Origin of the sequence: Pseudomonas citri, from assembly GCF_025336485.1 — a bacterium.
Taxonomy (GTDB): Bacteria; Pseudomonadota; Gammaproteobacteria; order Pseudomonadales; family Pseudomonadaceae; genus Aquipseudomonas; species Aquipseudomonas citri.
Window position 1 is genome coordinate 150,730 of record NZ_JAODAB010000003.1, and the last position, 15,043, is coordinate 165,772.

The following is a 15,043-nucleotide window of genomic DNA, read 5'->3' on the forward strand; positions in this document are numbered from 1 at the left end:
ACAAGGAAGAAAATCACCATGTCTGTCTCCACCGCACTTGCCCCTGATGATGAGTGGGTCCCACGAGATACGCCGGTACAGCGCCGACGTGTGCGTGCCGCCTGGTTGTTCCTCGCGCCGATGTTGCTGTGCCTGGCGCTGGTCGCGGCCTGGCCGCTGCTGCGCACCTTCTGGTTCAGCCTGACCGACGCCAGCCTGGCCGACACCGGCGACGCGAGCTTCGTAGGCTTGAGCAACTACCTGTTCTACAACGGCACCGGCTGGTCGGGCATCCTGGTCGATCCACAATGGTGGAACGCAGTGCGCAACACCTTGCACTTCACTGCGGTGTCCGTGGGGTTGGAGATCGTACTGGGGCTGCTGGTGGCGTTACTGTTGAACGTCAAGTTCAACGGACGGGCTCTGGTACGGGCATTGATCCTGATTCCCTGGGCCATTCCGACCATTGTCTCGGCGAAGATCTGGTCATGGATGCTCAACGACCAGTTCGGCATCCTCAACCATCTGATGCTCAGCCTCGGCCTGATCGACGCCCCCCTGGCCTGGACGGCAGATGCGAACCTGTCGATGTGGGCGGTGATCATTGTCGACGTCTGGAAAACCGTCCCGTTTGTCACCCTATTGATGCTGGCCGCCCTGCAGATGTTGCCCGGCGACTGCTACGAAGCCGCCCGGGTCGATGGCATTCACCCCCTGAAGGTGTTCTGGCGGGTCACGCTGCCACTGTTGATGCCGGCGCTGCTGGTGGCGGCGATCTTCCGCATCCTCGATTCGTTGCGGGTGTTCGACGTTATCTATGTGCTGACATCCAATTCGTCGAGCACCATGAGCATGTCGGTCTATGCCCGCCAGCACCTGGTGGAATTCCAGGACGTCGGCTACGGCAGCGCCGCCTCGACCTTGTTGTTCCTGGTGGTTGCCGCGATCGCCATGGCGTATCTGTACCTCGGACGCCGTCAGCTGGAGGTGCGCTCATGAGCTCGCGCCTGCTGAAGAAAGCCCTGCTGCGTCTCGGTTTCTGGAGCCTGATCGGGGTGCTGCTGATCTATGCAGTCTTCCCTTTCTACTACGCCATCGTAACGTCGTTCAAACCTTCCAGCGCCCTGTTCCAGGTGAGCTACTGGATCGACACTCCCGACTTCTCCAACTATGCCGCGGTGCTCAACCAGGCCTCGTTCCTGCGGGCGATCGGTAACTCGCTGGCGGTCGCGTTGTGCGTGGTCGCACTGGCACTGTTCCTCAGCCTGACCGCCGCCTATGCCTTGGGTCGGGTGAAGTTCCGCGGGCGCGGCACGGTGCTGATGCTGGTACTGGGTGTGTCGATGTTTCCCCAGGTCGCGGTGTTGTCGGGCCTGTTCGAGGTAATCCGTTCCCTGGGGCTGTACAACACCTCCTGGGCGTTGATCCTCAGCTACACGATTTTCACCCTGCCCTTCACCGTCTGGGTACTGACCACGTTCATGGGGCAACTGCCTCACGAGCTGGAAGAAGCGGCCATCATGGACGGCGCCTCGCCTTGGATCACCCTGGTGCGCGTGTTGCTGCCGCTGCTCTGGCCGGCCCTGGTCACCACCGGTCTGCTGGCGTTCATCGCCGCGTGGAACGAATTCCTGTTTGCCCTGACCTTCACCCTCACCGACACCCAGCGCACGGTCCCGGTCGCCATCGCCCTGATTTCCGGCGGCAGTTCCCATGAGCTGCCTTGGGGTTTGCTGATGGCGGCATCGGTACTGGTCACCGTCCCCTTGGTGATCCTGGTGCTGATTTTCCAGCGCCGAATCGTTTCCGGCCTTACCACCGGCGCGCTCAAGGGCTGAGCCCCCACAAAAACAAGGAACAGCATCGTGATCAAGTTAAAGCTGGACAACGTGAACAAACAATTGGGCGGCCTGCGCATTCTGCGGGACGTCAACCTGGAGATCGTCGCGGGTGAATTCGTGGTGTTCGTCGGCCCGTCGGGCTGCGGCAAATCGACCCTGTTGCGACTGATCGCCGGGCTGGATTCAATCTGCGGCGGCGACCTGCTCATCGACGGGCGACGGGTCAATGACCTGGAGCCGCGCGAGCGGGGCGTCGGCATGGTGTTTCAATCCTACGCGCTGTACCCGCACATGAGCGTCTACGACAACATCAGCTTTGGCCTCAAGCTGGCCAAGACCGAAAAGACCAGCCTGCGCGAGCGCGTGCTGAAAACCGCACAGATCCTGCAGCTGGACAAACTGCTGCAACGCAAGCCCAAGGAACTCTCGGGAGGCCAGCGTCAGCGAGTGGCGATGGGTCGGGCCATGGCACGGGAACCGGACATTCTGTTGTTTGATGAACCCCTGTCCAATCTCGACGCCTCCCTGCGGGTGCAGATGCGTAACGAAATCGCCCGGCTGCATGCGCGCCTGGCGTCGACCATGATCTACGTCACCCACGACCAGGTCGAGGCGATGACCTTGGCCGACAAGATTGTCGTGCTCAACGGTGGTCGCATCGAACAGGTCGGCTCGCCGCGTGAACTCTATGAGCGCCCGGCCAGTCGTTTTGTCGCCGGTTTCCTGGGCTCGCCCAGGATGAATTTCCTGGCGGCGTTCCTGCACGCGCCAGGCGAAACCAGCCTGGTCGAAAGCCTCGTGCTGGGCAAGACGCCCCTGCCCTTCGACAGTTCGGCCCTGTCCGCGAATGCGCAACTGAGCCTGGGCATCCGCCCGGAACATATCGCGCTGAAAGCGGTGCATGGCACCGCTGGCATTGTCGTGACCGGCGTCGAATACCTGGGCAGCGAAACCTATGTGCACCTCGACACCGGTCAGGACGAGCCACTGATCTGTCGCTGCGATGTCAACGCCGGCTGGCGGGTGGGTGATCGGGTCGAGTTGGAGCTGGACCTTGCCAACCTGCACCTCTTCGACGCCGACGGTGTGGCATTGAAGCGACTGCCACCGATCAACCTGACCTTGCCGGACGGCATCAAGCAACAAGCGGTACGAGCGGACGCCCTATGACCTCATCTTCGAAGGCCACCCGCACTCCAGCACCGTCGCCCCTCGAGCGGGCACAGCAAGCCCTGGCGGACGGCCAGTCTCGGGTAATCGATGACTATCGTCCCCACTACCACCTGGCCCCGCCGGTCGGCTGGATGAACGACCCTAACGGGGTGGTGTATTTCCGTGGCGAGTACCACGTGTTCTATCAATACCATCCCTTCGACGCGAAATGGGGCCCGATGCACTGGGGCCACGCCAAGAGTACCGACCTGGTCCATTGGCAGCACCTGCCCATCGCGCTGGCGCCGGGCGATGACTTCGACCGCGACGGCTGTTTTTCCGGTAGCGCGGTGGTGTGTGGCGATACCCTGGCGCTGATCTACACCGGGCACACGTGGCTGGGGGACGTGGGGGACGAGCGCCAGATCCGCCAGGTCCAATGCCTGGCTACCAGTGTCGACGGCATTCACTTCGTCAAGCAGGGTGCCGTGATCGACGCCGCGCCGCAGGACGGGATCATGCATTTTCGTGATCCCAAGGTCTGGCAACAGGACGGTTTCTGGTACCTGATCACTGGCGCGCGCCTGGGTGATACACCGCTGCTGCCGCTGTACCGGTCCGTCGATCTGCGCGCCTGGGAATTTCTCGACTACGTGTCCAGCGGCCAGCAGGGCGACGGCTACATGTGGGAATGTCCGGATCTGTTTCAACTCGATGGGCGCGACGTGCTGTTGTACTCGCCCCAGGGCATGCAACCGGCGGGTTACGAACGGCTCAATAAGTACCAGACCGGCTACCGTATTGGCCTGCTCGACAGTCAGTGGCACTTCAGCGGCGGGCCGTTCATCGAGCTGGATAACGGCCACGACTTCTATGCCGCGCAAACGCTGGTGGCCGCCGATGGACGACGCCTGGTATGGGCTTGGCTCGACATGTGGGAAAGCCCGATGCCGAGCCAGTCCCATCACTGGTGCGGCATGCTCGGCCTGCCGCGTGAACTGCGATTGCACGCCGACCGGCTGAGGATATTTCCGGCACGGGAGCTGGTCGCCCTGCGCCAGGCGCCACTGCCGAGCGCACCGGCGTGGAGTGGACCGGGCAGCCGCTGGGTCCCGCAGATAAATGGCGACCGGCTCGAAATCCACGTGCACCTGGATCTGCGCGATTGCACCGACGGCCACCTGGGCATCGCCTTGCGTTGCAGCGCTGATGAGCAGGAACGTACCCTGCTCTACTACGATGCCTCGTTGCAGCGCCTGGTGCTCGACCGCAGCCGTTCGGGTGCGCAAGTGACCGGCCAGCGCAGCGTGTCGATAGAGCCGGCACAAAAGGACTTGCGCCTGCGGGTGTTCCTGGATCGGTCCTCCATCGAGGTGTTCGAAGAGGACGGGTGTTTCAGCCTCAGCAGCCGCCTCTATCCACGGAGCGACAGCCTGGGGGTGAAACTGCTGGCAAATGGGACTGGCGGATGCGCGTCCATTACCCAAGCATGGCCCCTGGCCTCGGGGTGGCTGTGAACGTCGTCATTCGGGTCGCGAAAAACCCGGGCCCTGTGTCATGATCCTGCGTCAACCCGACTGGCCTCACCTCGCATGACTTCAGTGAAAGACGTTGCACAACTGGCCGGCGTGTCCCTGATGACGGTTTCCCGAGCGCTCAACAGTCCGGAAAAGTTGAGCCCCGAAACCCTTCAGCGAGTGCGTCGTGCCATTGACGAACTGCAATTCGTACCGAGCCTGTCGGCGCGACGGATGCGCGGTGACAATCTCCAGTCGCGGACCATCGGCGTCTTTGCCCTGGACACCGCGACCACCCCTTTCGCCGTCGAGCTGCTGCTGTCCATCGAACAGACCGCACAACAAGCGGGCTGGAACGTCTTCATCCTCAACCTGCTGAGCAACCCGCCTACCGACCAGGACATCGACCTGATGCTCTCGCATCGCCCCGACGGGCTGATCTTCAGTGCCATGGGGTTACGTCAGGTGAGCATTCCGGAGCGCCTGAAGAGCAAACCGCTGGTCCTCGCCAACTGCCTGGCCGATGACAGCCATCTGGTCAGCTATGTGCCCGATGATGAGTCAGGGCAGTATCGCGCCGTCCATCACGCCTTGAGCCAGGGTTACCGGCGCCCGCTGTGCATCAACCTGCCCCGCGAAAGCCTTGCCTGGAGCTTGCGGCAAAAAGGCCTGCAGCGTGCCTGCCAGGCATTTGGACTGGCGCCCGAAGCACTGCTGCAATATGACCTTTCCGATCACGATGCCTACGGTGAAACCGCCGCCATCCTCGACCGTCACCTCATCGAGGGACGCCCGCAGTTCGACATTCTGGTGTGTGGTAACGACCGCATTGCCTTTTGCGCCTACCAGTTGCTGTTGGCCCGCGGCCTGAAAATTCCCGGAGATGTCGCCGTGCTCGGCTATGACAACATGATCGGCATCGCTGAACTGTTCATCCCACCGCTGACCACGGTGCAACTGCCCTACTACGAGATCGGTCGCAAGGCCGCCCGGCACCTGATCGAGACCCTGGAGGTCGCCGGCGCCCAACCCGTGGATTGCCCACTGGTGGTCAGGGCTTCGCTATAAGCCAGGCAGCGCCTGTTGGCAGGCGCTGCCCCTCGTTATCAGGCCACCAGGTCGCTGGCGCTGAAAGTATTGACACCCACCAACTGGATTTCGAAATCCGCACCCAGGTCGCTATTCACGTTGCCGTAGAGCACATGGTCGGCGAAACGCAATTGCCCTGCGCCCGTGAAATCAGTGGAATCGACGAAGCTGAACTTGTTGAACAGCGGCGTCAACACATCGGCATCCAGTTTCGTCAGATCGATTTTATCGCCCTGGAGGCGGTTGAAATCGAGAATGGTGTCGCGGGCGCCGCCGGTGCCCAGCTCGTTCAAGGCACTGAAGACGAAGCGGTCGGCACCGGCGCCACCGGTCAAGGTATCGGTGCCGATACCCCCGACCAGCACGTCATTGCCGGCACCACCGTCGAGTTGATCATTGCCAGCGCCACCGCTCAATACGTTGCTACCGGCATTGCCGATCAACACGTTGTCCAGGCCGTTGCCGTTGCCATTGATGAGCGCCGTGCCGGTCAGCGTGAGGTTTTCCAGGTTGGCGCCCAGGGTCCAGCTCACCGAAGACCGCACGGTGTCGATTTCGCTGGCCAGGACGCTGGTCTCGCTGACGACGTCCTTGAGGTTGTCGACGATGTAGGTGTCGTTGCCGGTGCCACCGATCAGCGTGTCGGCACCGAGACCGCCGTCCAGGGTGTCCGCCCCATCCAGGCCGTTGAGTACGTTGGCAGCGCTGTTGCCGATCAGGCTGTTGTCCGAGGCGTTGCCCGTCAGGTTGATCGCGGCGATGCCCAGCAGTTGCCCGTCCTCGACGTTGGCGGACAAGGTGTGGCTGACCGTCGTGCGCACCAGGTCGCGGCCTTCATCGGCGAGTTCGGTGACGCTGTCGCCCAGGTTGTCGAGCACATAGATGTCGTTGCCGGCACCGCCGATCAGCGTGTCGATGCCGAGGCCACCGTTGAGCAGGTTATTGCCGGCGTTGCCGGTCAGCACGTTGTTCAAGGCGTTGCCGGTGCCGCTGAGGTGATCGCTCCCGGTCAGCGTGAGGTTTTCCAGGTTCAGGCCCAGGGCCCAGCTCACCGAGGCGCGCACGGTGTCGATTTCACCGGCCAGGGTGCTGGTTTCGCTGACGACATCCTTGAGGTTGTCGACCACGTAGGTGTCGTTACCAGTGCCGCCGATCAGCGTGTCGATACCCAGGCCGCCGTCCAGCACGTTGGCGCCGGCATTGCCGGTGATGCGGTTATTCAGGGCGTTGCCGGTGCCGTTGATGTCGCCGCTGCCGCCGAGGCTCAGGACTTCGAGGTTGCTGCCCAGGGTGTAGCTGATGGACGAAATGACGCTGTCGATTTCCGTGAGCGAAGTGCCACGCTCGATGACCGTATCGCCGACGTTGTTGACCACATAGGTGTCATTGCCGGTGCCACCGTCCAGGGTGTCCGCACCGCCCAGGCCGTTGAGCACGTTGGCGGCGCTGTTGCCGATCAACACGTTGTCCAGGGCATTACCGCTGCCATTGATGAGCGCCGTGCCGGTCAGCGTGAGGTTTTCCAGGTTGGCGCCCAGGGTCCAGCTCACCGAAGACCGCACGGTGTCGATTTCACTGACCAGGGTGCTGGTCTCGCTGACGACGTCCTTGAGGTTGTCGACGATATAAGTGTCATTGCCAGTGCCGCCGATCAGCGTGTCGGCACCGAGACCGCCGTCCAGGGTGTCCGCGCCATCCAGGCCGGTGAGCACGTTGGCGGCGCTGTTGCCGATCAGGCTGTTGTCCGAGGCGTTGCCCGTCAGGTTGATCGCGGCGATGCCCAGCAGTTGCCCGTCCTCGACGTTGGCGGACAAGGTGTGGCTGACCGTCGTGCGCACCAGGTCGCGGCCTTCATCGGCGAGTTCGGTGACGCTGTCGCCCAGGTTGTCGAGCACATAGATGTCGTTGCCGGCACCGCCGATCAGCGTGTCGATGCCGAGGCCACCGTTGAGCAGGTTGTTGCCGGCATTGCCGGTCAGCACGTTGTTCAAGGCGTTGCCGGTGCCGCTGAGGTGATCGCTACCGGTCAGCGTGAGGTTTTCCAGGTTCAGGCCCAGGGCCCAGCTCACCGAGGCGCGCACCGTGTCGGTTTCGCTGGCCAGGGTGCTGGTTTCGCTGACGACATCCTTGAGGTTGTCGACCACGTAGGTGTCGTTACCAGTGCCGCCGATCAGCGTGTCGATACCCAGGCCACCGTCCAACACGTTGGCGCCGGCATTGCCGGTGATGCGGTTATTCAGGGCGTTGCCGGTGCCGTTGATGCTGCCGCTGCCGCCGAGGCTCAGGACTTCGAGGTTGCTGCCCAGGGTGTAGCTGATGGACGAAATGACACTGTCGATTTCCGTGAGCGAAGTGCCGCGCTCGATGACCGTGTCGCCGACGTTGTCGACCACATAGGTGTCATTGCCGGCGCCACCGTCCAGGGTGTCCGCGCCGCCCAGGCCGTTGAGCACGTTGGCGGCGCTGTTGCCGATCAACAGGTTGTCCAGGGCATTACCGGTGCCATTGATAAGCGCCGTGCCGGTCAGCGTGAGGTTCTCCAGGTTGGCGCCCAGGGTCCAGCTCACCGAAGACCGCACGGTGTCGATTTCGCTGACCAGGGTGCTGCTTTCGGTGACGACGTCCTTGAGGTTGTCGACGATGTAGGTGTCATTGCCGGTACCGCCGATCAGCGTGTCGGCACCGAGACCGCCATCCAGGGTGTCCGCGCCGTCCAGGCCGTTGAGCACGTTGGCGGCACTGTTGCCGATCAGGCTGTTGTCCGAGGCGTTGCCCGTCAGGTTGATCGCGGCGATGCCCTGCAGTTGCCCGTCCTCGACGTTGGCGGACAAGGTGTGGCTGACCGTCGTGCGCACCAGGTCGCGGCCTTCATCGGCGAGTTCGGTGACGCTGTCGCCCAGGTTGTCGAGCACATAGATGTCGTTGCCGGCACCGCCGATCAGCGTGTCGATGCCGAGGCCGCCGTTGAGCAGGTTGTTGCCGGCGTTGCCGGTCAGCACGTTGTTCAGGGCGTTGCCGGTGCCGTTGAGGTGCGCCGCGCCGGTCAGCGTGAGGTTTTCCAGGTTGGCGCCCAGGGTCCAGCTCAAAGAGGCGCGAACGGTGTCGATTTCGCCGACCAGGGTGCTGGTCTCGGTAATGACGTCCTTGAGGTTGTCGACCACATAAGTGTCGTTACCCGCCCCGCCGATCAGCGTATCGATACCCAGGCCACCGTCCAGCACGTTGGCGCCGACATTGCCGGTGATGCGGTTGTTCAGGGCATTGCCGGTACCGTTGATGGCGCCATTGCCGCCGAGGCTCAGGACTTCGAGGTTGCTGCCCAGGGTGTAGCTGATGGACGAAATGACACTGTCGATTTCCGTGAGCGAAGTGCCGCGCTCGATGACCGTGTCGCCGACGTTGTCGACCACATAGGTGTCATTGCCGGCGCCACCGTCCAGGGTGTCCGCGCCGCCCAGGCCATTGAGCACGTTCGCGGCGCTGTTGCCGATCAGGCTGTTGTCCGAGGCGTTGCCCGTCAGGTTGATCGCGGCGACGCCGAGCAGTTGCCCGTCCTCGACGTTGGCGGACAAGGTATGACTGACTGTGGTGCGCACCAGGTCGCGGCCTTCATCGGCGAGTTCGGTGACGCTGTCGCCCAGGTTGTCGATCAGGTAGGTGTCGTTGCCGGCACCGCCGATCAGCCGGTCCTGACCGAGGCCACCGTTGAGCAGGTTGTTGCCGGCATTGCCAGTCAGCACGTTGTTCAAGGCGTTGCCGGTGCCGCTGAGGTTTTCGCTACCGGTCAGCGTGAGGTTTTCCAGATTGGGGCCCAAAGTCCAGCTCAACGAGGCACGCACGGTGTCGATTTCGCTGGCCAGAGTACTGGTTTCGCTGATGATGTCCGTCAGACGGTCGACCACGTAGGTGTCGTTGCCAGCCCCGCCGATCATCGTGTCGTTGCCAGCGCCCCCATCCAAGACGTTGCCCAGCGCATTACCAATCAGGGTGTCGTTGTTGACCGAGCCCACGGCGTTTTCGATTTTGGCACCGTAGGCAATCGCCAAACCTTCATTGAAGGCGGTTCCGGTCTTGTAATTCATGAAGGTCTGGCCGATTTTGCTGAACTGGCCTTCATTGAGGTTGATACGAACCGCATTCGCCTGATTGCTCGCGTCGATAGTGTCTGTGCCGCCTGCGTCCCAAATCGTCTCGAAAACCGATTGGCCCATATCCCAGCGATAGGTGTTGTTACCCGTCTGCCACTGGGTGTTTGCGCCATAGAGACTCTGGATGGCTGCGATGTCCAGCAGCATGGGCGTGGTGGGCTGATAGGAATAGGCGTTGTTGTAGCTCATGATCGTGTAGCGCACGTCATCGAACTGGGCAGCGAGCACCGTAGTGTTTGTCAGGCCAGCGGAGAACGGATGCTTGAGACCCAACGCGTGACCGATCTCATGCATGAAGACCAGGTAGTCGTAGGAACCCTCGTCAGGTGTCGGGTCGTTGGTGACGGGCCCCAGCCAGACGTCGCCGGCACTGGCCGTCCTGGCGGGGTAATAACCCCAGGCTGCGGTGTCGTCATCCATCCATAGATAGCCGCCAAATCGCAGGTCACCCACATTGGTGGAAGACTCCTCCACCTGCGTGAACTTCAGGTTGGCGACCGAACTCCATGCGCTGAGCGCGCTCGTAATGCCGTCCTGCTGCGCAGACGTCAGGGCGTAGTCGCGCAGGTATTCTCTTTCACTGCTGTAGTAAGTGGAGAATTGGGAATTGGCATTGATGAAGCTGTACGTCAGAGACGTACCCGTGAGCGCGTCTCCCGTCCAATAAGTCCCATAAAGCAAGCTGTTGACCTGAGCGTTGGCGGTCAGCTTTGCGTATGAAATGGATGAGTAACCTGTTGGACTGGGCATGCAAGCTTCCTATGGGCAATCTGCGGCCTATCCTGGGTGCGGCCGCTGCAAGAGATTCATTTTTCGTAAGAAACGGCGCAAGTGATATCATTTTGACGTCAATTTTTCAATCCTTGTCCCGACCTATGGCACTACCAACCATTCATTGGCCTGGCGGATATCCCCATCCCCTAATCTTCCGCTCCAGCGATGCAGAACGAGCAAGCTGGTCACGAACTTGTACTGGGACTGGTAGAAATCCCGTCGGGCGCGAAATTCTTCCTTGATGCTGTCCAGCACATCCACGGCATTCTTGACGCCGTACTCGAAGGCTTTCTCCGTGGCGACGCGGGATTTTTCGGCGGACTCCAGCGCCCGCCGCGTAGCCTTGATCCGGCTGAGTTCGGTCACCATGCCCAGATAAGCCGTGCGGGTTTGCTTGATGACCTGGCGGCGCATGGCCTCCAGCTCCTGCTCGGCGGCGTCCTTGTCGCTTTCGGCACTCGACACCCGTGCGCTCGTGGAGCCGCCGCTGTAGAGCGGCATTTGCAGGTCGAGGGACGCGACGAGGTTGTCCGAACGAGGCGCCAGTGCGCCTTCATAACCGATATCACTGCGTTGCGCCGTCAAGTTCAGGCCCAAGCGCGGCAGATGACCGGCCTTGGCCTCCCCCATCGCCGAATCGGCGGCACGCACGCTGTGTTCGCGGGCATGCAGTGCCGGGTTGCTGTCGAGCGCGGTCTGCACCCAATAATCCTGGGCCTGGGCCGGCAGGCTGAAGGTTGGATTGTCGCCGATGCGCTTGAACGGCTCCTGGACATCGCGGCCCACCAGCTCGGAAATCGCCTCGCGACTGACCTTGACCTGATTGTCGGCCTCGATCTCATCGGCCTTGAGCGCATCCACTCGCGCCTCCAGGTCAAGTACGTCGGTCACCATCGCCATCTGGCGTGCGTACAGGGCATTGACCCGCTTGAGGTTGTGCTCGGTCGCATCCCGCTCGCTGCGCACCAGGGACAGCTCATCTTCAGCGGCCAGGACAGCGAAGTAGCGCTCGGACAGATCGATACCGGCCTGCACCCGGGTGTCATCGGATTCGTATTGGCTCTGCCGGGCAAGCTCGATGTACTTCTGGTAGCTGCGCCAGACCTGCGGGTCATAGATCACTTGATTGAGCATCACCGCCACGCGCTTGCCGTTGTACTGGATACGGCTCAAGTCATCGTCGCGTCGGCTGCGGTTGACACTGCCACTGGCGTTGAGCTGCGGCAGCAATTGGCCGAAGGCGGCCCGCTCGTTGCCTTCGCCACTGCGGGTCAAGGCCTGCGCCCGTAGGACCCGCGGGTCGGCGGCCTGCGCCTCTTGATGCAATTGCCACAAATCCATGTAGGGAACCGCTGCACCAGTCTCGGCCAGGGCGCACACGGGCAGGACAGCCAGGCAGGCCGCGATCAGCACCTTCATGTCAGTCCTCGATCAACGAACGGGCAAATGCGTTGCTGGCCGGCTGCATCAAATACTGCAACAGCGTCCGCGACCCGGTGTTGATCAACACCTCGACCGGCATCCCCGGCACCAGGGTGAGTTCACCTAATGCCTGGCGCCCCTTGTCAGTCACGGCCACGCGCGCCAGGTAATAGGCGCTGCCAGTGTCCTTGTTGGTCAGGCGATCGGCGGATATTTGCACCAGTTGCCCTTCGATGACGGGTGTGGTGCTGCTCTTGAACGCACTGAAGCGGATCCCCGCCGACTTGCCCAGCGCGATGCGATCGATGTCCAGCGGTGACACCTGAGCCTCGACGACCAGTTCCTCATTGGCCGGGACGATATCCAGCAACGCCGAGCCAGGGCTGACCACGGCGCCCAGGGTATGCACGTTCATGCCCATGACCCTGCCCGACTCGGGTGCGAGGATGTCGGTACGCTGGTCACGGTCCTGCAACGTGGCCAGTCGCTCGCGCACTTCGTACACCTTGGTCCGCGCATCACCCAACAGACCGGCGACTTCGCTGGCAAACGTCTTTTTCAACTGCATGATCTTCAGCTGCGCCTCATCGACATGGACCCGCGCCTGGGCAATTGAGGATTGGGTTTCGGCGATTTCGGTTTGCAGGCGAGAGAGGCTGCGCTCCTGCTCGCGCAGACGTTGCTTGTCCACGAATCCTTCGGCCAGCAACGCACGCAGATCGACGATCTCCTCTTCATAAGAGGCCGCCAACACCTGCTTGCTGGCGATGATGGCCTTGAATCCACGAATCTGTTCGTCGAACTGTCCAATCGTCTTTTCTTGCAGACCGATTTCACCCAGTAACGTGGTGCGCCGCGCCTGGAAAATCCGCGCTTCACTGTCGCGAGCCTCTCGCACCCGCGGATCCGCCGGATCGAGCGACGGTACGGCCAGTGGCTCCGGCAGCCCATCGCGCTCCGCTTCCAGGCGCGCCTGCAATTGGAGCGCGGCGATCAGTTGACTGCGCATGGTTTCCATTTCCGAACGCGCCTGGGTGTTGTCGAGCACCATCAGAATGTCGCCCGCCTTGACCAGGTCGCCGTCGCGCACGCGCAACTCACGTACGATGCCGCCTTCCAGATGTTGCACGGTCTTGCGGTAGCTTTTGACCGTGACCACGCCCGGCGCGAGTGCCGCGCTGTCGAGTGGTGCCAGGCTGGCCCAACCGCCGAACAGGCCAAAGGTCACCAGCAGCATGAAGTAACCGATACGCCTTGCCGGTGCATCATCGACGGGCAATACAGGCGTATCGGCGGATGTGTACTCAGTGTTTTGCATTGAATGGGTTATCCGCTTCTTACGGTTGAATCACTGCCGCCGCCTGAGCGGCCGGTGTCGCACTCTGTAGCCGTGCCAGGACCTTGTCCCGTGGCCCGAACAGGCTCAGCTCGCCTTGATTGAGCACCAGCAGCTTATCCACCTGCGCCAACACGGCGGGTCGATGGGTAATGACAAATACCGTGGCCCGGCTTTCCTTGAGCTTGCGCAGGGCCTGGGCGAGCATTTTTTCCCCGGCGTCGTCCAGGTTGGAGTTCGGCTCATCGAGTACCACCAGGCGCGGTTCTCCATATACGGCCCGGGCCAATCCGATGCGCTGGCGTTGGCCGCCGGACAATCCACCGCCATTGGCGCCGATCACCGTGTCGTAGCCCTCGGGCAGTTGCAACACCAACTCGTGGACACCGGCCATGCGCGCGGCGGCAACCACCGCAGGCGCATTCGCCGCGCCAAAGCGCGCGATGTTCTGGCTGATGGTGCCCTCGAACAGTTCGATGTCCTGCGGCAAGTAACCGATGTACGGGCCCAGCTCGTCCCGCCGCCATTGGCTGATGTCCGCACCGTCCAGGCGCACGGTACCGCTCAGGCTGGGCCAGATCCCCAACAGCGCCCTGGCCAGGGTTGATTTGCCGGCGCCGCTGGGGCCGATGACGCCGACGATTTCACCCGCCGACACCTGGAAGTCCAGCCCACGAATAATCGGCTTGCGCCCCTTGGGCGATCCCACCGAAAGATGCTCGACGCGGATCGCTCCTTCGGGTGCCGGCAACGACATGCGCTCAGGCTCTGCGGCGACCTCGATCAACAACTCGCGCAGCCGGGCATATTGCGCACGGGCGCCGAGGAAGCCATTCCAGACGCCGATCATCTGATCGATGGGGGCCAGTGCACGGCCCAGCAAAATGGACCCGGCAATCATCAACCCGGGCGAAATTTCGTGATTGATCGTCAGGTAGGCCCCCAGGCCCAACACCAACGATTGAACGACCTGACGGGAAGTCCTCGACACGGCTGCGACGGTCCCGGCGCGATCGCTGGCCAGGCTTTGCAGCATCAGGATCTTGTGGATTCGCCCACTCCAGTGCCGACGCAGGCTGCCAAGCATGCCCATCGACTCGATCACTTCGGCATTGCGCAGGCTTTTATGGGTAAATGCGGTGGCCGCCATCTGTTCGCGATTGGCAGCCTGCAATGGCGCACGCGTCAGCTTTTCATTGACCAGCGCCAAGGCCCCCAGCACCAGCGCACTCAAGACACCCATCCAGCCGTACCACGGATGGAACATGAACATGACGGCCAGGTAGATCGGAATCCACGGCACATCGAAGAACGCAAAGAGGCCGTTGCCCGTCAGAAACTGCCGCAAGCCGCCCAGGTCACTCAAGGGCTGCGCCGTGGCGTTCATGCCGCTGGTGTTGAGGGCCTGCTTGAAGCTGGCGTCGAACAGGCGCACCCCCAGCAAGGTGTCCAGACGCGTACTGACGCGCACCATCACCCGCGAGCGTACCCACTCCAGGCCGCCCATCGTGGTCATCAACAGCAGCATGATCAGCGTGAGCATCAATAACGTCGACAGGCTGGCGCTGCCTACCGCACGGTCATAGACCTGCAGCATGTAGAACGAGGGAACCAGCATCAGCAGGTTGACGAAGAAACTGAAAAAGCCAACGGACAGAAAACTGCCTTTGCATAGGGCTAGGGCGTCTTCAAGCTCGGTCCTGGGGTGGTCTGACATGGTTCAATATCGCTTGCGCAAGGAACTACCCGCGCTATATCGGCAGGCCTCCCCGGTTCTGAAGGTCG

At 62.1% G+C, this 15,043-nt stretch carries 9 protein-coding genes; 5 read left to right on the forward strand and 4 right to left on the reverse strand.

The genetic code is table 11. The features are described from left to right. Positions 1-18: 18 nt before the first annotated feature. The 5 genes from N4Q37_RS04750 to N4Q37_RS04770 all read left to right on the forward strand — a co-directional run bounded on the left by N4Q37_RS04750 (position 19) and on the right by N4Q37_RS04770 (position 5,557). Positions 19-978, forward strand: a complete 960-nt coding sequence (locus tag N4Q37_RS04750) for a carbohydrate ABC transporter permease (RefSeq protein WP_260955747.1) — start codon at positions 19-21, stop codon at positions 976-978. Continuing rightward, positions 975-1,817, forward strand: coding sequence for a carbohydrate ABC transporter permease (locus N4Q37_RS04755; protein ID WP_260955748.1), 843 nt, complete (start codon positions 975-977; stop codon positions 1,815-1,817). The genes N4Q37_RS04750 and N4Q37_RS04755 overlap by 4 nt, the downstream gene beginning before the upstream one ends. Positions 1,818-1,844: 27 nt before the next feature. Then, positions 1,845-2,990, forward strand: coding sequence for an ABC transporter ATP-binding protein (locus N4Q37_RS04760; RefSeq protein WP_260955749.1), 1,146 nt, complete (start codon positions 1,845-1,847; stop codon positions 2,988-2,990). Then, complete coding sequence (locus N4Q37_RS04765; RefSeq protein ID WP_260955750.1) at positions 2,987-4,489, forward strand: glycoside hydrolase family 32 protein; 1,503 nt, start codon at positions 2,987-2,989, stop codon at positions 4,487-4,489. The genes N4Q37_RS04760 and N4Q37_RS04765 overlap by 4 nt, the downstream gene beginning before the upstream one ends. 75 nt (positions 4,490-4,564) lie before the next feature. Then, positions 4,565-5,557, forward strand: a complete 993-nt coding sequence (locus N4Q37_RS04770; RefSeq protein ID WP_260955751.1) for a LacI family DNA-binding transcriptional regulator — start codon at positions 4,565-4,567, stop codon at positions 5,555-5,557. A 38-nt stretch (positions 5,558-5,595) separates the two neighbouring features. Here the strand turns inward: N4Q37_RS04770 and N4Q37_RS27675 are convergent, their stop codons facing one another. The 4 genes from N4Q37_RS27675 to N4Q37_RS04805 form a co-directional block, all read right to left on the reverse strand. Beyond that, positions 5,596-10,476: a M10 family metallopeptidase gene (locus N4Q37_RS27675; RefSeq protein WP_313958311.1), complete on the reverse strand. Its 4,881-nt coding sequence runs from the start codon at positions 10,474-10,476 to the stop codon at positions 5,596-5,598. A 123-nt stretch (positions 10,477-10,599) separates the two neighbouring features. Further along, the gene (locus tag N4Q37_RS04795; protein ID WP_260955752.1) at positions 10,600-11,919 is read right to left on the reverse strand and encodes a TolC family outer membrane protein; all 1,320 of its coding nucleotides are present in this window, start codon (positions 11,917-11,919) and stop codon (positions 10,600-10,602) included. A 1-nt stretch (position 11,920) separates the two neighbouring features. Next, positions 11,921-13,240: an HlyD family type I secretion periplasmic adaptor subunit gene (locus N4Q37_RS04800; RefSeq protein WP_260955753.1), complete on the reverse strand. Its 1,320-nt coding sequence runs from the start codon at positions 13,238-13,240 to the stop codon at positions 11,921-11,923. 19 nt (positions 13,241-13,259) lie between these two features. Beyond that, the gene (locus N4Q37_RS04805) at positions 13,260-14,975 is read right to left on the reverse strand and encodes a type I secretion system permease/ATPase (RefSeq protein ID WP_260955754.1); all 1,716 of its coding nucleotides are present in this window, start codon (positions 14,973-14,975) and stop codon (positions 13,260-13,262) included. Between the last annotated feature and the right edge of the window lie 68 nt (positions 14,976-15,043).

Bases quoted from the DNA above. Each gene is read 5' to 3' on its own strand.
- N4Q37_RS04750 (WP_260955747.1), top strand. From the start codon at position 19: ATGTCTGTCTCCACCGCACTTGCCCCTGATGATGAGTGGGTCCCACGA.
- N4Q37_RS27675 (WP_313958311.1), bottom strand. From the start codon at position 10,476: ATGCCCAGTCCAACAGGTTACTCATCCATTTCATACGCAAAGCTGACC.
- N4Q37_RS04770 (WP_260955751.1), top strand. From the start codon at position 4,565: ATGACTTCAGTGAAAGACGTTGCACAACTGGCCGGCGTGTCCCTGATG.
- N4Q37_RS04755 (WP_260955748.1), top strand. From the start codon at position 975: ATGAGCTCGCGCCTGCTGAAGAAAGCCCTGCTGCGTCTCGGTTTCTGG.
- N4Q37_RS04765 (WP_260955750.1), top strand. From the start codon at position 2,987: ATGACCTCATCTTCGAAGGCCACCCGCACTCCAGCACCGTCGCCCCTC.
- N4Q37_RS04805 (WP_260955754.1), bottom strand. From the start codon at position 14,975: ATGTCAGACCACCCCAGGACCGAGCTTGAAGACGCCCTAGCCCTATGC.
- N4Q37_RS04800 (WP_260955753.1), bottom strand. From the start codon at position 13,240: ATGCAAAACACTGAGTACACATCCGCCGATACGCCTGTATTGCCCGTC.
- N4Q37_RS04795 (WP_260955752.1), bottom strand. From the start codon at position 11,919: ATGAAGGTGCTGATCGCGGCCTGCCTGGCTGTCCTGCCCGTGTGCGCC.